The sequence below is a fragment of the Serratia sp. CY55921 genome (genome assembly GCF_052167655.1).
Taxonomy (GTDB): Bacteria; Pseudomonadota; Gammaproteobacteria; order Enterobacterales; family Enterobacteriaceae; genus Serratia; species Serratia ureilytica.
The window spans coordinates 20,808-39,651 of sequence record NZ_JBJNMU010000002.1 but is presented as its reverse complement, the minus strand read 5'-3'; the positions used below and the strand labels follow the sequence as shown (position 1 = coordinate 39,651).

Here is an 18,844-nt window from a genome sequence, read left to right as displayed (position 1 = left end):
CGGGAGGTCAATTTGATCCCGGACGTATCACAGGCGCTTTCTTGGTTGGAAGCCCATCCCCAGGCATTAAAAGGCATTCGTCGCGGCATCGAGCGTGAAACGCTGCGAGTCACGCCGAACGGCACCTTGGCGACCACTGGGCATCCGGAAAAGCTGGGGGCGGCATTGACGCACCACTGGATCACCACGGATTTCGCCGAGGCGCTGTTAGAGTTCATTACGCCGGTTGATGACAATATCGATCACTTGCTGACGTTCCTGCGCGATATTCATCGCTACGTGGCGCGCAACATTGGCGATGAGCGCATGTGGCCACTCAGCATGCCGTGTTTTATCGAAGCCGAGCAGGACATCGAGCTGGCGCAGTTCGGTTCGTCGAACATCGGCCGCATGAAGACGCTGTACCGTGAAGGGCTGAAGAATCGCTATGGCGCGCTGATGCAGACCATTTCCGGCGTGCACTACAACTTCTCGCTGCCGCTGGAATTTTGGCAGGCCTGGGCCGGCGTGCAGGACGCAGAAAGCGGTAAAGAGCAGATCTCGGCCGGTTATTTCCGCCTGATCCGCAACTATTACCGTTTCGGCTGGGTGATCCCGTATCTGTTCGGCGCATCGCCGGCCATTTGTTCTTCGTTCCTCAAAGGGCGCGAGACCAATCTGCCGTTCGAGCGCACCGAGCAGGGGATGTGCTACCTGCCGTACGCCACTTCGCTGCGCCTGAGCGACTTGGGTTATACCAATAAATCGCAGAGTAATCTGGGCATCACCTTCAACGATCTGCACAGCTATGTGGCCGGTTTGAAGCGGGCGATCGCCACGCCTTCCGAAGAGTTCGCCAAGCTGGGCGTGAAAGAGGGCGATCGCTACCTGCAGCTGAACAGCAACGTTCTGCAAATCGAGAACGAGCTGTATGCGCCGATCCGGCCAAAGCGCGTGACCCAAAGCGGCGAGACGCCGTCGGACGCGCTGCTGCGCGGCGGTATCGAATACATTGAAGTGCGTTCGCTGGACATCAACCCATTCTCGCCGATCGGCGTGGATGCGGTGCAGGCGCGTTTCCTGGATCTGTTCCTGGTGTGGTGCGCGCTGGCGGATGCACCGGAGATGAGCAGCGATGAGCTGCTGTGCACGCGCAAGAACTGGAACCGGGTGATCCTCGAAGGGCGCAAGCCGGGCCAGACCATCGGCATCGGCTGTGGCGCCAGCCATGAGCCGCTGGAGAAAGTCGGCAAGGCGCTGTTCGCCGATCTGCGCCGGGTGGCGGAAGTGCTGGACGGCGAAGCCGGCGATCGTCAATACCAGCAGGTGTGCGATGAGCTGGTCGCCGCGTTTGACGATCCCGAGTTGACCTTCTCCGCGCGCATTCTCAAGGCCATGAAGGCGGAAGGCACCGGGCGCGTCGGTTTGCAGCTGGCGGAGCAGTATCGCCAGACATTGCTGGAAGAACCGTTGGAAATCCTGAACGAAGCCGAGCTGGATAAAGAGCGAGAAGCCTCGTGGCAGCGTCAACGCGACATAGAAGCCAATGATACGCTAAGCTTTGAAGCGTTCCTGAAGCAAAACGGCGGAAGCTGAAAAAGAAAAAGGCCACATCAATGTGGCCAAATATGCATCTCTGATGACAGGGATGATGATAACAAATGCGCGTCTTTCACATACTCAGACTCGCAGGGTTGGAAAAGGTTTCCCGGTTAGGAAAAAAAGTTTCGAAATAAATGCTCTTTTACGAGGAGGTAGCGAAATGCCATTGCTGGATAGCTTTACCGTCGATCATACCCGTATGGCAGCTCCGGCTGTCCGCGTTGCAAAAACCATGAAAACGCCTCATGGCGATACCATCACGGTGTTTGATCTGCGCTTTTGCCGCCCGAACCTGGAAGTGATGCCCGAGCGCGGCATTCACACGCTGGAGCACCTGTTCGCCGGCTTTATGCGTGACCACCTGAACGGCCAGGGCGTGGAAATTATCGACATCTCCCCGATGGGCTGTCGCACCGGTTTCTACATGAGCCTGATCGGCGTGCCGGAAGAGCAGCGCGTTGCTGATGCCTGGAAAGCGGCGATGGCCGACGTGCTGAAAGTGACCGACCAGCGCAAGATCCCTGAGCTTAACGAGTACCAGTGCGGCACCTACCATATGCACTCGCTGGAAGAAGCGCAGGAAATCGCCAAGCACATTCTGGATCACGGCGTGGTGGTGAACCACAACGACGAGCTGGCGCTGCCGAAAGAGAAGCTGCAGGAACTGCATATCTAGTCGTGCGTGGCCCGCAAAATAAAAAAAGACGCGATTTCGCGTCTTTTTTACGTTCTGGCCGAGGGCTAATGATGGCCGACGCTGGACTGCAGCGAGGTGATCGGCGTGACCCGCACCTGTTTAATCATGTTGCCCTGCACGTCGAGGATGTCGATATCGTAGTGGCCGATACGCACCCGGGTGCCGATTTCGGGGATCTCTTCCAGCTCTTCCAGCAGCATGCCGTTGACGGTACGGGCTTCATTGGCCGGCAAGGTCCAGTTGAAGGCCTTGTTCAGCTCGCGCACGTTGGCGGTGCCGTCGATCAAGACCGAACCGTCGCTCTGCGGCGTGACTTCTTCCGCCAGCGTGGGTGACATCGAGGTGGTGAAGTCGCCCACGATCTCCTCGAGGATGTCTTCCACCGTGACCAGGCCCTGAATGTCGCCGTACTCGTCGACCACGATGCCGACCTTCTCTTTGTTGCGCTGGAATTTCACCAGCTGCACGTTGAGCGGCGTGCCTTCCGGAACGAAATAGATCTCATCGGCGGCGCGCAGCAGGTTTTCTTTGTTGAACTCTTTTTTCTCGGTCATCAGGCGGTAGGCTTCGCGCACGCGCAGCATGCCGATCGCATCGTCCAGCGAGCTGCGATACAGCACGATGCGGCCGTGCGGCGAGTGGGTCAGCTGGCGCATGATCGACTTCCAGTCGTCGTTGACGTCGATGCCGACGATCTCGGTGCGCGGCACCATGATGTCGTTGACCGTCACCTTTTCCAGATCCAGCACCGAGATCAGCATGTCCTGATTGCGGCGGGAGATCTGCGACTGGGATTCGCGCACGATGGTACGCAGCTCATCCTTGCTGACGGCGTCGCTGATGCGCACGTTGGTGCGAATGCCGAACAGGCGCAAGGTCAGGCTGGTGATGCCGTTGAGCAGCCAGACCAGCGGGAACATCACCTTTTGCAACGGGGCCAGCAGGACGCTGCTGGGGAAGGCGATGCGTTCCGGATAGAGTGCGGCGAAGGTCTTCGGCAGCACTTCGGCGAACAGCAGCACGGCGAAAGTCAGTATGCCGGTCGCAATCGCCACGCCGAGATCGCCATACAGCCGCATGCCGACGATGGTCGCCAGCGCCGAAGCGAGGATGTTGACCAGGTTGTTGCCGATCAGCACCAGGCCGATCAGCCGATCCGGTTTTTGCAGCAGCTTCTCGACCCGACGCGCCGAGCGGTTGCCCTGTTTGGACAGGTGACGCAGGCGATAACGGTTGAGCGTCATCATGCCGGTTTCGGAGGCGGAGAAGTAAGCGGAGACCACGATCATGATCACCAGGATAATGATGAGGGTCCCCGTCGACACATGCTCCAATGCAGTATTCCTTATAGAGAGGGAGAATTGAGCCAGGCTGGCCTAGCGCACCATCACCTGCTGAATCAGACGGCTGCCGAAGTAGGCGAGCGTCAGCAGGAAGGCGCCGGCGAAGCTGAACCAGACGACGCGGCGGCCGCGCCAGCCCTCATGGTAGTGGCCCCACAACAGCACGATATACACGAACCAGGCCATGATCGACAGCACGGCTTTATGCACGTTCTCTTTGCTGAACAGATTATCCATGTACAGCAGGCCGGTGCACAGGGTGAGCGTCAGCAGCACCACGCCGATCTGGGTGATATGGAACATCTTGCGCTCAATGCTCATCAGCGGCGGCATGTCGGCGCTGAAGGTCAGCTTCTTGTTTTTCAACAGGTAGTCGAGCCAGGCGAGCTGCAAGGCATAGAGCGCGGCGATGATCAGGGTGGCGTAAGAGAACAGCGCCAGGCCGATATGCACCATCAGTTCCGGGCTGGCCTCCAGGTGAGTGATGAACTCGCCGGGCATAAAGCTGGCGAAGGCCAGGTTGATCATCGCGAAGCTGTAGACGATTGGCAGCAGGAACCAGCCGCGATCGCGCGAGGCGACGAAGGTCATCACCGAGCAGATGATCAGGCTGACGATGGAGCCAATGTTCAGCAGGCTGAGATTCTGCCCGGCGCTGACGTCAAAGATGCGCTGCTGCAGCGCGATGGCGTGGCAAATCAGCGCCACCACCGCCGAGACGAGGGCAAGCCGACGGTATGCGCTGTTCTTCCGCAACAAACTGGGAATGATCAGTCCAAGGCTGAGCAGGTAGGCCATCAAAGCCACAATGGAGAAAACTGGCATAGCGTTTAATTTTGCTTCGGCGTGGTTAATTGGAGTGTCAGTATAACGTTGCGCGCGTTTCACTCCAACCTATCTCCAACGCTGAGGCAGAGATCCTGCTCGCTTCGTGTTATCATCGGCGCAATTGTGTCGCCGGAGCGGCCTGTCATTACACGTTGAGCATGAGACGATGTTTGAAAATTTAACCGATCGATTGTCGCGCACGTTGCGCAATATCAGCGGCCGCGGGCGGCTGACCGAAGAAAATATCAAGGAAACCCTGCGTGAAGTGCGTATGGCATTGCTGGAAGCGGACGTTGCGCTGCCGGTGGTGCGCGACTTCATCAACCGCGTAAAAGAGAGCGCGGTTGGCCATGAAGTCAACAAGAGCCTGACGCCGGGGCAGGAGTTCGTCAAGATCGTCAAGGGTGAGCTGATCGCCGCGATGGGCGAAGTCAACACCGAGCTGAATCTGGCGGCTCAGCCGCCGGCCGTGGTGCTGATGGCGGGCCTGCAGGGCGCCGGTAAAACCACCAGCGTCGGTAAGCTCGGCAAGTTCCTGAAAGAAAAACAGAAGAAGAAAGTGTTGGTGGTTTCCGCGGACGTTTATCGCCCGGCGGCGATCAAACAGCTGGAAACGCTGGCGGAAGGTGTCGGCATCGATTTCTTCCCGTCCGACGTCAAAGAAAAACCGATCGACATCGTCAACCGCGCGTTGCAGCAGGCCAAGCTGAAGTTCTATGACGTACTGATCGTCGATACCGCCGGCCGTCTGCACGTTGACGAAGCGATGATGGACGAGATCAAACAGGTGCACGCGGCCATCAAGCCGGTGGAAACCCTGTTCGTGGTCGACGCCATGACCGGCCAGGACGCCGCCAATACCGCCAAGGCGTTTAACGAAGCGCTGCCGCTGACCGGCGTGGTGCTGACCAAGGTCGACGGCGATGCGCGCGGCGGTGCGGCGTTGTCCATCCGCCACATCACCGGCAAGCCGATCAAGTTCCTCGGCGTCGGCGAGAAGACCGAAGCGCTGGAGCCGTTCTATCCGGATCGCGTGGCGTCACGCATCCTGGGCATGGGCGACGTGCTGTCGCTGATCGAAGATATCGAAAGCAAGGTCGACCGCGAGCAGGCGGAGAAACTGGCCAACAAGCTGAAGAAGGGCGACGGTTTCGATCTGACCGACTTCCTGGAGCAGCTCAAGCAGATGCGCAACATGGGCGGCATGGCCAATATGCTGAGCAAGTTGCCGGGCGCGGGCCAGCTGCCGGATAACGTCAAGTCGCAGATGGACGACAAAGTGTTGGTGCGCATGGAGGCGATCATCAACTCGATGACGCTGAAAGAGCGTGCCAAACCGGAAATCATCAAGGGCTCGCGCAAGCGCCGCATCGCGATGGGGGCCGGCATGCAGGTGCAGGACGTCAACCGCTTGCTGAAGCAGTTCGACGAAATGCAGCGTATGATGAAGAAGATGAAGAAAGGCGGTATGGCGAAGATGATGCGTGGCATGAAAGGTATGATGCCGCCGGGCTTCCCAGGCCGCTGACGGGCCTCCGCACGCCGAGTGCGGGCGCTTTCAGCATTCGCCGTTCGCGGTGAAAACCGCCCGAGATTTGACAGGCTGCAAAAGTTGTCCCCTGCGATCGACGCTTTAGATTGCTTTTTGCGCCAAAATGAGTAAAATTTTCGGGCTTTTTATATTGCAACCGGGCCCCGTCCCTCAATGGGGCCCGGCTGTTTTATTAACTAAAGAGGATGTTATGGTAACAATTCGTTTGGCACGTGGCGGCGCTAAAAAGCGTCCGTTCTATCAAGTAGTAGTGACCGACAGCCGCAACGCTCGTGATGGTCGTTTCATCGAGCGCGTAGGCTTCTTCAACCCGATCGCTTCCGGTCAGGCTGAAGCACTGCGTCTGGACCTGGACCGCATCGAGCACTGGGTTGGTCTGGGTGCAACCGTTTCTGATCGCGTTCACGCGCTGATCAAAGACGCTAAGAAAGCAGCTTAATCTGTCGCGGTGGTGGCAATGAGCAAGCAACTCAAACCGGTAGCGCCTAAGCAGCCGATTGTACTCGGTAAAATGGGGTCCGCTTACGGCATTCGTGGTTGGCTCAGAGTGTTTTCATCCACCGAGAACGCCGAAAGCATTTTTGACTATCAGCCGTGGTTTATCCAGCAGGCGGGTCAGTGGCAGCATATCGAGTTGGAAGACTGGAAGCGCCACAGTCAGGATCTGATCATCAAAGTCAAAGGCATTGACGATCGGGACGCGGCGAATCTGCTGACCAATCGCGAGATTATGGTGGATTCTGAGCAGCTTCCTCCGCTGGAGGGTGACGATTACTACTGGAAAGACCTGATGGGCTGCCAGGTAGTCACCACCGCCGGCTACGAGCTGGGTAAAGTCATCGATATGATGGAAACCGGCTCGAACGATGTGATGGTTGTGAAAGCGAACCTGAAAGATGCGTTCGGCATGAAGGAGCGGTTGATTCCGTTTCTTCATGGGCAGGTTATCAAGAAAGTCGATCTCACTGCCCGCGTGATTGAGGCAGATTGGGATCCTGGTTTTTGACCCCCGGATCAAACGGTCGAAGCAAGTGGAATAACGGTAAGGGGATTGGCTTGTGTTCATCGGTATTGTAAGCCTGTTTCCTGAGATGTTCCGCGCTATCACCGATTACGGGGTGACTGGCCGGGCAGTAAAAAATGGCCTGCTGAGCGTGCAGTGTTGGAGTCCTCGCGACTTCACCTACGACCGGCATCGTACCGTGGACGATCGCCCTTACGGCGGCGGCCCGGGAATGCTGATGATGGTGCAACCTTTACGGGAAGCCATTCATGCGGCGAAAGCAGCGGCAGGCGAGGGAGCAAAGGTGATTTATCTGTCACCTCAGGGGCGCAAGCTGGATCAAACCGGCGTGTGCGAACTGGCGGCCAATCAGAAGATGATTCTGGTGTGCGGCCGTTACGAAGGGATAGACGAGCGCGTAATCCAAACCGAAATTGACGAAGAATGGTCAATCGGCGATTACGTTCTCAGCGGCGGGGAACTGCCGGCGATGACCCTGATTGATTCAGTCGCCCGTTTCATACCGGGTGTGCTGGGCCATCAGGCCTCAGCGGAGGAAGACTCCTTCGCCGACGGATTGCTGGACTGCCCGCACTATACCCGCCCCGAGGTGTTGGAAGGAATGGAAGTACCGCCGGTTCTGCTGTCGGGCAACCATGCCGAGATACGTCGCTGGCGCTTAAAGCAGTCGCTGGGCCGAACCTGGCTTAGAAGACCTGAACTTCTAGAAAGCCTAGCTCTGACTGACGAGCAAGCGGTGTTGCTGGCTGAGTTCCAACGGGAACATCAGACCAGGCAACAGGACTATGAAGGAAACGTCTGACATCAGACGGGACCGATATATCAGTTTACCTAGGGTAAGAGACATATTATGAGCAACATTATTAAGCAACTTGAACAAGAGCAGATGAAACAAGACGTACCTGCATTCCGTCCGGGTGATTCCGTGGAAGTGAAGGTATGGGTCGTTGAAGGTAGCAAAAAACGTCTGCAGGCATTCGAGGGCGTGGTTATCGCTATCCGTAACCGCGGTCTGCACTCTGCATTCACTGTTCGTAAGATTTCCAACGGCGAAGGTGTTGAGCGTGTATTCCAGACTCACTCCCCAGTAATCGACAGCATTACTGTTAAACGTCGTGGTGCCGTTCGTAAAGCTAAACTGTACTACCTGCGTGAACGTACTGGTAAGGCTGCTCGTATCAAAGAGCGTCTGAACCGCGTTAACTAACGCTGCATCCAAAAGTTAATAGTTATCAGGGGTTGGCCTATGCCAACCCCTTTTTTTATCTTAAAACCTCGGCAGGTTGCATTTGCGAGATTTCGTCTGCGCACCGCCAACATAATAAAGCCTGCATAAGCAGGCTTTTTGCATTACAGCGCCGCGGCGCTTTGTTTCTGCTGACTCTCCGGCGGGTGAGGCTGCGCCGGGATAATGTCATCGCCAGGTTTGACGATCACCCGCGCGACGGACTCGTGCGTGGCGAACGTGCAGCTGCAATTGATGTTGCGGCATTGATGGTAACGCTCTTTGGTCGACTCGCTCAGATAGCGGCTGGAGCGAGTGTGGGCCACGTGACCGCATAATGGACAGTGCATCATAGTTGAATCCCTCGTTCTGCTACATCAGGTTATATGACTTATAATAGCTCATTAACTCGCAAAAGCAAGATTAAGATGCAAATGAATTATCACCCCTCCGTGATTGCAAACTCCATGCGTTGAGTCAGTACATCTAATGCGAGGCTGGTGGAGAAACCTCGATCATTAAGCGTGTGAACGACTTGACTAATGATCCAAGGTTGTCTGTCGATAACCTCTTTGAATCCACTCAGGTGGATCGGCGTTTCTGGACTGAGATCAGGCCGGCCGACGGCGAGGTTTATGGAAAATTGCACATTCCCTTGTTGAATGTTTGCCCACCTCGCTTTTGCCGCACGCATTGCGCTTTCTTTGTTCGCGTAGAGCGTCGGCAGGGTAAAAACGTTATTGCTTTCACCTGCCAGATAGCTTGAAGCCGCATTTTCATCTGTGGTATTCCCTTCCTCACGTTGTACTGTCATCTGCTGTTGCCTGGCATGCTGAGTATCTTGCCATTTGGCAATAACGCCGGTGTAAGCGTTCCGATCGGCCACATTGAAGTAGTGCTGGTCGCCATCGCTGCGTTCCAAAGTCAGTGACGGCAGAGGTTTGCCCGAGATGCTTAGACCGGAACCTGGGACCAGAAACAGCAGGCGTTCATTTTTAATGGCGGCGACGGCACCATTCATGGTCGCCAGCCGGGTAAGAAAGGCGACATCCGTTTCCTGAGACTGATCGATGTGCGTGATTTTGATCTCTGCCAGTCCTGCCGCCAGCGTATGCCCCATCCGGTTACGGTTGGCCACTTCGTTGACGATGTCACCAAGGGTGCGATCGTGATAGGAATGATCTCGCGCCACGTTCATCGAGTTTCGAAAGTCGACGCTGCGGGCCCGAATGACGAGTTTATCCGGTGCGCCACGATGTTCGATTTCATCAACGATAAACTTGCCTTTGTCGATCAAGGCTTGTCCTTTCCAGCCGAGCTTCACGGTGAGCGTTTGGCCGCGTTTGGGCATGGCGATTTGCCCATCCGCATCGTCGAGCTCAAGATCCAATCGATCCGCAGTAAAACCGCGATTATCGGTTAACGTCAATGAGAGCAGACGGTGGCGGAAAGCCTCCGTGATGTCCGCTTGCTGTAAAAACAGGGCATAGTCTGGCGCAATGAGCGCGCCAATAGGGACGGGGGTTTGCGTGATCACGGTAGCATCTCCCCGAGCCGCGCCGCAGCCTGACCTGCTTTATCGGCAAGGTCAGAGGCTTGTTGGCGCAGATCGCCGAACATGGCGATCAGCGATTCATCAACGCGCATCAGATTGATCGTAAACTCTATCTGTCGCGCGCTGCCGTTCGAGAAAAGCTGGGTTTTCGTGTCGACTATGCTTTCAATGACATACATCCCATGAATAGTTCCATTGCCCTCGATCAGCGGCCAGGCTCTGCCTTGGGCAGCCATGAGCTGAAGCGCCATCAATGATAATGTCCCTCCGGTTACTTCCGGTACCAAGACTCCCGTCAGCGTTATTTTCTCATTGTCTACTCCCAGAAACTGCGCGGCAGGGCGCTGGCCGATGCGCGGCAGGGTCGGCCAGCGGTAATTGGCGCTGCGTTGCATGCTTTGATAAGGCACGGTTTTCAACATAAAAACAAACATGCCGAGGGTCAGCATCATCATATTTCTCCTATTCGCGAGATTAACTCATCCGACTGCGGGCGTTTGCCGCTTGGCGATGAGCAAGCAATTCAAATTGCCGCGCGACTTCGCGGCCGATGTCTTGTTCATTCTGACCGGCGCCGGCAGTGATGTTGATAGTGACCGACGGAACCTGGATTTGGGTTACCGGCGAACCTGCTACCGGTGAGGCCGGCATTACAGGCGCGCTGAGCGACAGTAAAGCCGCCGACATGGCGGCCGTATGGCGGCGGCCGGTCACTTGAACGGGGCCGCTGACCAACTCAGGACCGTTTTCACCTACAATGCCGAATTGTCCGGCAGGAATGTCTCCCCCGCGATCGAACTTGCCGGCAAACCAGGCGCTGCCGTTTTCGGCATTGCCAGAGGTGCCGCTCTTATCGCCAAATTGCATCCAGTCGGGAAGATATTCGGTCAATGAAGTCAGTTGTTTTATCCAGCCATCAATGGTGTCTGAAATGTAATTCTTCAGCGCCTCACACCCTGCCGATATCTGCTCCCAAAGGTGGCTAAAGAAGGGGCCGACCTTGTCCCAGTTTTCAATCAGGGTGAAAGCGGCAAGCGCAACCAGGCCGACAATGGCCAGCAGCGGGTTGGCCATCGCTATACGCCCCAGCCACATCATGGCTTGCCCGGCCTTTAGGATCGCGCCGCTGATAATAGAGAACCCTGAGAGTACCTGGGTGGCGACCAGGCTGACGCCGCTGAGGCCGCCGAGCAATAACGTGAGCCCACCGGCGACCTGCAGCAAGGTGCCGGCTAACGCCGGATTATTGGTTATCCAGGTATTCAGTTTTACCAGCCACTCTGTCGCCGTTTGGGTCAGTTCCCGCAGGGCTGCGTTTTGGCCGGTAAACAAGTTGATTCTCAGGCTATCCCATGAGGCAAAAAGCTTTTGGATATCACCCTCTATATTGTCGCCTTTGACGGTGACCAAGTGCTGCGCTGAGCCGGCAACCTGGTTGGCCTGGAGTTTTTCTCTGCCCAAAGGCGCAATCTGTTGCGCCGCACTGAAGATATCGGCACCTGTTGTGGCTTTACTTTTCATGGCTGCACCAACGGCCCGAACATCCATGCCATATTGATTGCTGGCCAGCGCCAATACATCGGCAATACGATCGAATTGATCGGGGCCCAGATTGAAGCTGCGCTGCATTTCCGTCATCGTTGCGGCGGTTTCGTTGACGCTGCTGCCCGTCGCGGCGGAGAGTGTCAGTGCGGCGGGCGAAGCCGTTAAAATTTCCTTGGCATTCAATCCTTGTTTTGCCAGCGCTGTTTGCGCTTGTAGGGCTTGATCCGGGGTATAACCGGATTGGCTCATACCGCGAGCCTGCTGCTCGAGAGCCGTGAGCTGCGGATCGGACTTGCCCAGATTCAGCTGTGCCCGCAGTTGAGAAAGCTGTTTTTCAAATTCGATTCCCGGCGCCAGCAGGTTAGCTCCCCCTATGGCGGCACTTTTGGCGACAGAAAAGCCTGCGCTGCTGGTGTTGCGTAATTTTTCCAGCTTGTCGAGGCGCGCTTGATTGCCTGCCTGTGCGGATCGGTAGCGCTCCTGCGCTATCGATTGCCGTTGTTCTTTTAGGGTAACGATAGCGGCGCCGGCATTAATTCTGCCGTCACGCAGATTTTTGCGCTCATTGCCGAGCGATTGTAGATTAATCCCTTGCTGGGTAAGATGATGGCGCTGGCTTTTATCGATTGCGGCGAGGAGATCACGTTTCTTTTCCAGGGCATTTATCGTCTCCGCGACCTGCGCAATCTCTTTGTTCATAAATCGGGAACGCTGGCTTGGCTCGCGATCTTTCGTCAGCATTGCCAGCGCGGCGGATTTTTTGCGCGACGCTGCCAGCAACTTATTGGTCTCAGCCAGCGACTGGTTCGTCTTTTGGAAAGCGTCGATGTCATTTTCCTGCCGGCGCAGATGTTTGACTTTTTTCTCTGCTCGTTGGATATCCTGTCCCAGACTGTTGTACAGGTTTTTATCCCCGGAGGGCCTGCGCAACTGCCTCATCAGTTCTTTGCTCTGCTTGGCTATCGCTTGAAGCCCGATGACAATCTCGTTTTGTGACTCCAGCTCCTGTCTGCTGTTACTCATCTGTTTTTACTCCACTACGTTGCAGCGCTCTATGGCGCCAGCCGATCAGCTCCGCCAGCGTCATGCCGTTCATTTCTGACGGCGGCCAGTGGAAAATCACCGCGATATCCGCCATCAGGTCATCTACTGTCAGAGTAGGATCGACCGTTACTCGGCCGATGTCGGCGACAAAAAACCGATCACCTGGCCGGCCAGCGCAATCAGGTCAGGCAGTTCCAAACGGGCACACTCTTCCTTGGTCAGGTTCGGGTAGGTGACCCGAGGCAGAATAGTGATCAACGCATCGACATCGGCGTTGGCCAGCGCGGCCAGACCGATGCCGCGCAGGCTGCCGGCATTCGGCTTGGTCACTTGCACGCGAGTGATTTCGCTATCGCCACGTTTAATCGGAGTATTCAGGACGACGGTGTTTTCCTGGGATGCATTCAGTTCCATGGGGTATCCAGTTTTCAGTCGGAAAAAGGGGGCCAGCGCGGGGCTGGCCGTTTGAGGTGAAAAATTACAGGCCGATGGCGCGGCGGTGCGCTGCCAGCAGATCTACGCCGTCGACTTTTTCGATCATGTTGACGGTATCGATCTCGATCAGCTCTTTGCCGTCGATGCTCAACTTGAAGTAAGTGCAGTCGGTGGAAACTTTGGTTTCGGTATCTTCACCCTGCTTGAAGTCGCCGCTGTCGATCTCTTTATGACGGCCGCGCATCACCACTTCGAGCGCAGAGACGTCGCCGGTATCGTCGCGTTGGAAAGAGCCGGTAAAGCGCAGCGGTACCGCATCGACGCGGCCCCATTGCTTGAGCACCAGTTCGTCAATGCCGCCCATGGTCCATTCCACCACCAGCGCATCGTCGTCCAGGCCGAAGTCCACCGAGGCTGCGCCGCTCATGCCGCCGCCGCGGAATTTTTCCAGCTTGCGTGTCAGTTTCGGCAGCGTCATTGAGGAAACCACGCCCATGTAGTTGAAGCCGTCGTTAAACAGGTTCAGGTATTTCAGTTTTTTTGGCAGTGCCATGCTTCAGTCTCCTTAGCTGTTCACGGTTGCGGCGAAGTTCGCCAGGTAGCGATCGGTAATGCGCTGACGCAGAGTCAGATCCTCCAGCGGCGGTACCGGGGTGTAGTCGTAATCGATAAACAGCTTGCCGGCCTTCAGGGTCTCTTTGTCGTTGGCGCTTTCGTCATACCAGCAGTCACCGTCGATGATCAGACCGGCGGATTTCAGTTCGCGGAACTTGGCCTTGATGCCGTCGATCATGTCGCGGATCAGCGTCGGGGTAAGCGGACGGTCAACCGCCCACAGATGAGCTTCGGCCAAGGTGTCGGCCAATACCTGCGCGGTGCGGGTATAGTTTTCAAACTGGAACAGCGGCTCGTCGGAGCAGGTGCGAGATCCCCAGAACTTGAAGCCATCTTTGCGGATCAGGGTGGTGACGCAACCTTCATTCAGCAGATCGGCGTCGGTGCCTGCGGTTTGCAGATCCCAAAATACGCTGGCCGAGATACCGCTCACACCGTTGACGCCGACGTTGGATAAGGTTTTATGCCAGCCGGTCTCCTGGTCGATCTTGGCACGCAGCCCCAGTGCACGAGCGGTGGCGAAGGCGATGTCGCTGCTGTTGGTGGTGGTATTCCAGTTGATGAAGTCCGGCCAAATCAGCATCAGTTCGCGCTGGCTGAAGTTGGCGCGATATTTGATGGCGTCGGACACGGTTTTACAGCCGTAAGCGCTGATATAGCCGAAAGCGCGCAGCTGCTGGCAGATGCCGGCCAACGCGGTCGCCACTTCCTGATTATCATGGCCCGGTACGCCCAGAATGCGTGGTTTCACGCCCAGCTCGGCCTGAGCGGCCAGCAGCGCTTTCATGCCGGTGTACTTACCGTTTTCATCGGCGCCACCGATGATATTGGACGTGGTTTCGGCCTCGTCTTTCCCTTCCGCCACGCGTACCACGACGGTTACCGGCTTAGTCTGCTCGGCGATCGCCAGCAGCGAACGCGCCAGCGTCCCTTTTTTACCTGCTTTGCCGCTGGCGGCCAGGACGTCGGTAATCAGCACCGGGGTGTTGAGAGGAAACAGGGTTGCATCGGCATCTTCTGCGGTACAAACCATGCCGACAATGGCCGTCGAGACGGTGGAAATTACGCGGGTGCCTTCGTTGATTTCGAGGACACGCACGCCGTGGTGATAGTCACCCATAGCATTACTCCGTTTGTGGTTGGTGATGACAGCATGCCTGTTGGGAGGTGGCGCCGCATCTCATTCGGGGTGTGGGGTAACTGGTACAACAGCAGGAAAAATAAAGAAAAAAAACGCCCCGGGCGGGGCGTTGAACGACGTTATTGCGGCGGTTGCGGCCAGTCGATATCCGGGGCCGCTTCGGGTTTTATCCGGCTAAGTTGCACGGAGTATTTTTCCCAGGCGCTCAACTTGGCGCTTTCTTCTTGAGTGGCGTCACCATATTTGGCAGCGCGGGCCAGCGGCGCGATCGCCGCTTCCGCTTTTTCAGCCAGTCTGCTCTTTCTTATCCTTGCACTGATGATCTGTTGTTCTGGCGTTGGTGCCGGTACATTAACCCAAGTGGGAAAACCTGACTCGTCGGCTCCTCTGATTTTTCCCGCAGGAGGCGGTGCCGTGAATAGACTGTACATTTCATCATCAACGTCGACCAAATCATCGGGTAAAGTATTCGCATTGCGGTATTCATTCAGCATGCTTTTTGGATAAAAGCTGCCTGTTTTTGCACTGAATTGATAGGTATTCATTATTAATATCCTACTGCCATCCAATAGACGTCACGTTCTTTGGAACCATGGAACCAGGTAAAAGAATCTCTTGCCCCGTTTAAATCACTGATCTGAGGATTCCATGTCGTATCAAACCCTTGTGCAAAGTTTTTAAGAGTGATGGAAACATTCAATAGGCGATTGGGAACCGCGATATGTAAGGGTATTCGATATGCTTCACCGCCGTCGTTGACATTACCAACTACGTGCCCTCCTTGAAAATAGAGGCCGGTACGCTGATCTTTGTACCACCATTGATCGCCGTTAACTGAGACTTGCCCACTTTCACGAATGCGTGCGGTAATCCAGTTGCTCAGGTAACCGCCCCAAATACTGCCGTTGATATTACCGTCTGTCTGGTAAGCGGCACCTGCCGCAAATAAGGTGCTGTTCGCACGGAACTCACCGTTGTTACGGAAGCTGAACCAGCCATCGCCCCCGCCGTTGGCAACGTGGATACCGAATTCATGGAAGCTACCGGTCTTTTCATAATGGTAAAGATCGGTGAGCAGGTCCCCCTGGCCTTGCAACCGTATGCCGTTTGTTTGCCGACTCCCGTCTTGATTCGTATAATTCCCCTGTTTAAGGAGATAATCTCCACCGTTGAACGCCGTGGTGCCATTGATACTGGCGCGTCCACCGATCCAAGCGTCGCCCGTCGCGCTCAGCTTGCCATTGACGTAATATTCATTGCCGTGAAAGGCTAAGATGCCTTTGTTGTCATTGATGAGTCTGACATCAAAATCACTGTTGCTATTGCCGTAATGAAAATCTAGGTAAGGTGCGTTTCCAAATAACTCAACGCCGCCTTTGGTGGTTAATGATCCCGTAACCGTGGCATAGGGGGTGGTCAATCCCGATTTTGTCTCAATCGCACCATTGACCGTTAAACTGCCGCTAATCGTATCGCCGCTCTGTTTGACGAATTTGCCGTCGGATTCTGTCTTGCTGTAAGCACCGACGTCCGCAGCCGTCGGTTTAAAACCTGTGGTGTAAATGCGATACCAGTTCAGCGGCTTGTCAGGCGTCGTGGATGTGCCGATGTAACACCATCCGTTGGTCTGTATAGCCAGATACCCGCTGGAAGGGCCGCCGTCACACGGCAGGTTCAAGACGCCATAAACACCGCCGCCCGGCGCATTTTTCGATGTGCCGTTAACCCGGTAGATTTCGCCACGGTTGCTCAGAGCGTCTTCTCGATGTATCGGGCCTCCCCCCAAACCGAACGCGCCCACCTCCATCAGGTTGGTTTTTTGCGCGCCGACGTTGCGTGTGGCGGCAGTGCCCAGCTCCAGGTTGCCGCGCGCGACGGACTTGTTTGGCAGGTCTTTCAGGTTCGCCGCGATTTTCAGCGAGGCATCGTTAACCGCTTTGACGGCTTTCGGGGTAGCGGCCAGCGTTTCGCTACCGCTATTGCTGTCGTTGCTCAATTGAGTGAAACCCTTTGCCAGCAAGGTGGCGTCAGGATGATTGCGCGAGCGGGCATGTTCGGCAATGGCTGCACTCAGCGTATCGCGCGAGACCAGTAAGGCGGTCTTGTCTGCGACGATCGTCGCATTGGCGTCGCCTTTTACCAGAAGCACCATGCGCACGACCTGGGTGCGGCTGGCACCTTCGGTCAACTGCGGCTTGTAGGTGTCGGGTGTATTGGCGATCGCCACCAGCACGCCGTTTTTGTCATACAGCCCCAGCTCGCGGATCCACCAACCGCCAACGTCCTCCGGGATCACTTGTTCGGCGATCACTTGGTTGCTGTTGCCGGTATCTATCTGCAGTGAATTCAGCTCGGCGCGCCGTTTTTCGTTCACCAGCTTGGTCTGGCTTTCATCGGGCTGCGTTGGCGAACCGCCGCCGTCGCCGACCGCCATATGCGTAATTTCCAGCTTTTGGCCGGTTGCTGCAGCGTTAGCCAGCAGCGCTTTGCCCTGTTCGGTGAGCAGGGCGCGGTATTTTGCTGTCATGGTGTGGTTCTCTTCTGTTTGCCGGCCGGGTAGGTAAGGCCGTTTTTATACATCACATACAGACTCAATCCGCGCAGGATCTCGCCTGACCAAAAGCCGAAGAACATGCCGTTATCGGTGCCGAGACGCGGCGCGGGCGACCAGCCGCCGTCCATCACGTCACCGGTGGAGAGGTAATGTCTTTGTAATTCCGTAACGCATTGTTCGATAAAGTGTTCGAGGCCCTCAATTTCACTGCCGGCCATTCTTGCCAGCACCGCGCCAGCCAGCCACAGGCCGCACATGTGGCCGGTAAAATCCTGTGCATCGGGCTGCGGCAGGCCGGCCATCGGGAAATCGGTCGGCGTGACACCGCCGGCGTCATTGGTAAAATCAATCAGCCAGCGCAGCCAGTTTTCGACATATTCCACCAGCTTGAGCGGTGGCGTTTTGCTCGCCTGCTGTAACTCGAGCCAGGCGCGCGCGGCACCGAAGAAGGCGCGTGGCTGATAGCCGGACCAGGCCGTGCCGTCACCCCAGTGATACATGGTCCAGGTATCCGCCGGACCGTAACTCAGATTGTCCCAACGGTTCCAGATATAGGCCGATGCGCTGGGGCCCAGCACGCCGAATTGCTGCTGATACCACTGCTGCGACTGCCACAGAAACTCGACCATGTTGTTGAGCATCACCCCGTCGGGATCGGCGGCGGCGTGCACGAAAATGAACGGGTACTGGTAGCCCGGATAAGGCATGCCGTGCCAACCATCGAACTGTTGGCTGTCCGCCTGATAAATGTTGGAGAACGGCATGACGCCCGGCGTACAGAACAGGCCGTCGCGGCGGTGATTCAGGAGGGTGCAGTCTCCCAACAGCGCGGTGTAGGGGTGTGCCGCCTGGAACGTGATGCGATAGCGGATCGTGTAGCCGTCATCGGCGTTGAGCGTCGGTGGAATGTCGTTCAGTACGTAGTAGCTGAACGTGGCGTCCGGTACATTTCCGTCTTGCAGAATGGTTACTTGCTTGACGCGGCTGAAGCGAGGTGCAGCCGGTTTGGGCTCGACATCCTGATGGTCCGGCTGATAGCCGCTCAGCGTAGCCGCTTGCGGGGCGAAATTTGCGATTTGCCATTTGCCGCCGGTGGCGGGCAGCATCCAATACCAGCGCCATTTGTCATCATCTTCGAGCCGCAGGTTGAAGTCGGCGTCCGCGCGATAGACCAACTGCGTAACGGGGAAACTTTCCTCTGCGGTCAACCAGGCGCCGATCACCATACCTGCGTCGTCATTGGGGAAACGGGCTTGGATCACTGTCGCGCTGCGGCTGTCGTAAACCTGTTCCTCAAATTGGCTGGCGATCGCGCAACCGCCGTAGTCGGTCACTGCGCGCAGATCGGCCAGCAGATAGTCGCTGCCGTCTTCTTTCGTCAGCGCCGCCAGGCTGCTGAGCGCGATGTCGTAAGTTTTTACCTGAGGTTGGAGCGACTGCGGCAGACCGATGCCCCATTCCGTGGTGCTCGCCGCGTTTTTTTCCGGTGCTATAGATAGCTGTATTTTGCAGGAGATCGGCTGATTCTGATCGTCGACGCCGCCAAAGCAGGTGCGGATTTTTGACTGGCGATTAATGCGGAACCAGATTGCCTGTTGTTCCAGCGATTGTTGCGATGCTATCTCTTTGCGAATGGTGATCATGCCTTCGGCGCTGCGGCCGTAGCTTACCGGCGCACCGGAAGGGTATGACCAATCGTAGGAGA

At 56.4% G+C, this 18,844-nt stretch carries 19 protein-coding genes; 7 read left to right on the top strand and 12 right to left on the bottom strand.

All coding sequences use genetic code 11. From position 1 onward, the window contains the following. Positions 1-12: 12 nt before the first annotated feature. Both gshA and luxS read left to right on the top strand, forming a co-directional pair. Positions 13-1,575 (top strand): glutamate--cysteine ligase, encoded by a 1,563-nt coding sequence (gene gshA / locus ACJ8M3_RS14025; protein WP_033641909.1) that lies wholly within the window; start codon positions 13-15, stop codon positions 1,573-1,575. 166 nt (positions 1,576-1,741) lie between these two features. After that, positions 1,742-2,257, top strand: coding sequence for an S-ribosylhomocysteine lyase (gene luxS, locus ACJ8M3_RS14020; protein ID WP_033641910.1), 516 nt, complete (start codon positions 1,742-1,744; stop codon positions 2,255-2,257). A gap of 65 nt (positions 2,258-2,322) precedes the next feature. On the opposite strand, the gene ACJ8M3_RS14015 is transcribed toward luxS, so the two are convergent. Together ACJ8M3_RS14015 and ACJ8M3_RS14010 are read right to left on the bottom strand one after the other, a co-directional pair. After that, entirely contained in the window at positions 2,323-3,612 is a 1,290-nt protein-coding gene (locus ACJ8M3_RS14015) for an HlyC/CorC family transporter (RefSeq protein ID WP_016929024.1), read from the bottom strand. A 42-nt stretch (positions 3,613-3,654) separates the two neighbouring features. After that, positions 3,655-4,446: a cytochrome C assembly family protein gene (locus ACJ8M3_RS14010; protein WP_004932506.1), complete on the bottom strand. Its 792-nt coding sequence runs from the start codon at positions 4,444-4,446 to the stop codon at positions 3,655-3,657. 169 nt (positions 4,447-4,615) lie between these two features. Between ACJ8M3_RS14010 and ffh the strand changes: the two genes are divergently transcribed. The 5 genes from ffh (at position 4,616) to rplS (ending at position 8,232) form a co-directional block, all read left to right on the top strand. Further along, positions 4,616-5,977, top strand: coding sequence for a signal recognition particle protein (gene ffh, locus ACJ8M3_RS14005; protein WP_004932504.1), 1,362 nt, complete (start codon positions 4,616-4,618; stop codon positions 5,975-5,977). Between the two features lie 214 nt (positions 5,978-6,191). Then, positions 6,192-6,440 (top strand): 30S ribosomal protein S16, encoded by a 249-nt coding sequence (gene rpsP / locus ACJ8M3_RS14000; protein WP_004932501.1) that lies wholly within the window; start codon positions 6,192-6,194, stop codon positions 6,438-6,440. An 18-nt stretch (positions 6,441-6,458) separates the two neighbouring features. Continuing rightward, on the top strand, positions 6,459-7,007 hold the full coding sequence (gene rimM / locus ACJ8M3_RS13995) for a ribosome maturation factor RimM (protein ID WP_019455135.1): 549 nt from the start codon (positions 6,459-6,461) through the stop codon (positions 7,005-7,007). Between the two features lie 52 nt (positions 7,008-7,059). After that, positions 7,060-7,827 carry a tRNA (guanosine(37)-N1)-methyltransferase TrmD gene (gene trmD / locus ACJ8M3_RS13990; RefSeq protein WP_033641911.1) on the top strand — a complete coding sequence of 256 codons (768 nt, stop codon included), beginning with the start codon at positions 7,060-7,062 and terminating at the stop codon, positions 7,825-7,827. 48 nt (positions 7,828-7,875) lie between these two features. Then, positions 7,876-8,232 carry a 50S ribosomal protein L19 gene (gene rplS, locus ACJ8M3_RS13985; RefSeq protein ID WP_015376707.1) on the top strand — a complete coding sequence of 119 codons (357 nt, stop codon included), beginning with the start codon at positions 7,876-7,878 and terminating at the stop codon, positions 8,230-8,232. Positions 8,233-8,375: 143 nt separating this feature from the next. Here the strand turns inward: rplS and ACJ8M3_RS13980 are convergent, their stop codons facing one another. The 10 genes from ACJ8M3_RS13980 to ACJ8M3_RS13935 form a co-directional block, all read right to left on the bottom strand. Then, entirely contained in the window at positions 8,376-8,603 is a 228-nt protein-coding gene (locus tag ACJ8M3_RS13980) for an ogr/Delta-like zinc finger family protein (protein WP_033641912.1), read from the bottom strand. 89 nt (positions 8,604-8,692) lie between these two features. After that, complete coding sequence (locus tag ACJ8M3_RS13975) at positions 8,693-9,787, bottom strand: phage late control D family protein (protein WP_033641913.1); 1,095 nt, start codon at positions 9,785-9,787, stop codon at positions 8,693-8,695. Beyond that, positions 9,784-10,257, bottom strand: coding sequence for a phage tail protein (locus tag ACJ8M3_RS13970; RefSeq protein WP_033641914.1), 474 nt, complete (start codon positions 10,255-10,257; stop codon positions 9,784-9,786). Before ACJ8M3_RS13970 ends, ACJ8M3_RS13975 begins: the two co-directional genes overlap by 4 nt. 22 nt (positions 10,258-10,279) lie before the next feature. Beyond that, positions 10,280-12,373, bottom strand: a complete 2,094-nt coding sequence (locus ACJ8M3_RS13965; RefSeq protein ID WP_089196597.1) for a phage tail tape measure protein — start codon at positions 12,371-12,373, stop codon at positions 10,280-10,282. Next, on the bottom strand, positions 12,366-12,488 hold the full coding sequence (locus ACJ8M3_RS13960; protein ID WP_033641916.1) for a GpE family phage tail protein: 123 nt from the start codon (positions 12,486-12,488) through the stop codon (positions 12,366-12,368). The genes ACJ8M3_RS13965 and ACJ8M3_RS13960 overlap by 8 nt, the downstream gene beginning before the upstream one ends. Before the next feature lie 32 nt (positions 12,489-12,520). Next, positions 12,521-12,808: a phage tail assembly protein gene (locus ACJ8M3_RS13955; RefSeq protein WP_033641917.1), complete on the bottom strand. Its 288-nt coding sequence runs from the start codon at positions 12,806-12,808 to the stop codon at positions 12,521-12,523. Positions 12,809-12,872: 64 nt separating this feature from the next. Further along, positions 12,873-13,382 (bottom strand): phage major tail tube protein, encoded by a 510-nt coding sequence (locus tag ACJ8M3_RS13950; protein WP_033641919.1) that lies wholly within the window; start codon positions 13,380-13,382, stop codon positions 12,873-12,875. A gap of 12 nt (positions 13,383-13,394) precedes the next feature. Next, positions 13,395-14,564: a phage tail sheath protein gene (locus ACJ8M3_RS13945; protein ID WP_089196598.1), complete on the bottom strand. Its 1,170-nt coding sequence runs from the start codon at positions 14,562-14,564 to the stop codon at positions 13,395-13,397. Between the two features lie 140 nt (positions 14,565-14,704). After that, positions 14,705-15,130, bottom strand: a complete 426-nt coding sequence (locus ACJ8M3_RS13940) for a tail fiber assembly protein (protein WP_089196599.1) — start codon at positions 15,128-15,130, stop codon at positions 14,705-14,707. A gap of 2 nt (positions 15,131-15,132) precedes the next feature. Next, a complete protein-coding gene (locus ACJ8M3_RS13935; protein WP_232094989.1) occupies positions 15,133-17,112 on the bottom strand; it encodes a phage tail protein in 1,980 nt (659 codons plus the stop codon). Between the last annotated feature and the right edge of the window lie 1,732 nt (positions 17,113-18,844).

Excerpts from the sequence above, each read along its gene's own strand:
- luxS (WP_033641910.1), top strand. The coding sequence starts at position 1,742 with ATGCCATTGCTGGATAGCTTTACCGTCGATCATACCCGTATGGCAGCT.
- ACJ8M3_RS14010 (WP_004932506.1), bottom strand. The coding sequence starts at position 4,446 with ATGCCAGTTTTCTCCATTGTGGCTTTGATGGCCTACCTGCTCAGCCTT.
- ffh (WP_004932504.1), top strand. The coding sequence starts at position 4,616 with ATGTTTGAAAATTTAACCGATCGATTGTCGCGCACGTTGCGCAATATC.
- rpsP (WP_004932501.1), top strand. The coding sequence starts at position 6,192 with ATGGTAACAATTCGTTTGGCACGTGGCGGCGCTAAAAAGCGTCCGTTC.
- rimM (WP_019455135.1), top strand. The coding sequence starts at position 6,459 with ATGAGCAAGCAACTCAAACCGGTAGCGCCTAAGCAGCCGATTGTACTC.
- rplS (WP_015376707.1), top strand. The coding sequence starts at position 7,876 with ATGAGCAACATTATTAAGCAACTTGAACAAGAGCAGATGAAACAAGAC.
- ACJ8M3_RS13980 (WP_033641912.1), bottom strand. The coding sequence starts at position 8,603 with ATGATGCACTGTCCATTATGCGGTCACGTGGCCCACACTCGCTCCAGC.
- ACJ8M3_RS13970 (WP_033641914.1), bottom strand. The coding sequence starts at position 10,257 with ATGATGCTGACCCTCGGCATGTTTGTTTTTATGTTGAAAACCGTGCCT.
- ACJ8M3_RS13965 (WP_089196597.1), bottom strand. The coding sequence starts at position 12,373 with ATGAGTAACAGCAGACAGGAGCTGGAGTCACAAAACGAGATTGTCATC.
- ACJ8M3_RS13960 (WP_033641916.1), bottom strand. The coding sequence starts at position 12,488 with ATGGCGGATATCGCGGTGATTTTCCACTGGCCGCCGTCAGAAATGAAC.
- ACJ8M3_RS13955 (WP_033641917.1), bottom strand. The coding sequence starts at position 12,808 with ATGGAACTGAATGCATCCCAGGAAAACACCGTCGTCCTGAATACTCCG.
- ACJ8M3_RS13950 (WP_033641919.1), bottom strand. The coding sequence starts at position 13,382 with ATGGCACTGCCAAAAAAACTGAAATACCTGAACCTGTTTAACGACGGC.
- ACJ8M3_RS13945 (WP_089196598.1), bottom strand. The coding sequence starts at position 14,564 with ATGGGTGACTATCACCACGGCGTGCGTGTCCTCGAAATCAACGAAGGC.
- ACJ8M3_RS13940 (WP_089196599.1), bottom strand. The coding sequence starts at position 15,130 with ATGAATACCTATCAATTCAGTGCAAAAACAGGCAGCTTTTATCCAAAA.
- ACJ8M3_RS13935 (WP_232094989.1), bottom strand. The coding sequence starts at position 17,112 with ATGACAGCAAAATACCGCGCCCTGCTCACCGAACAGGGCAAAGCGCTG.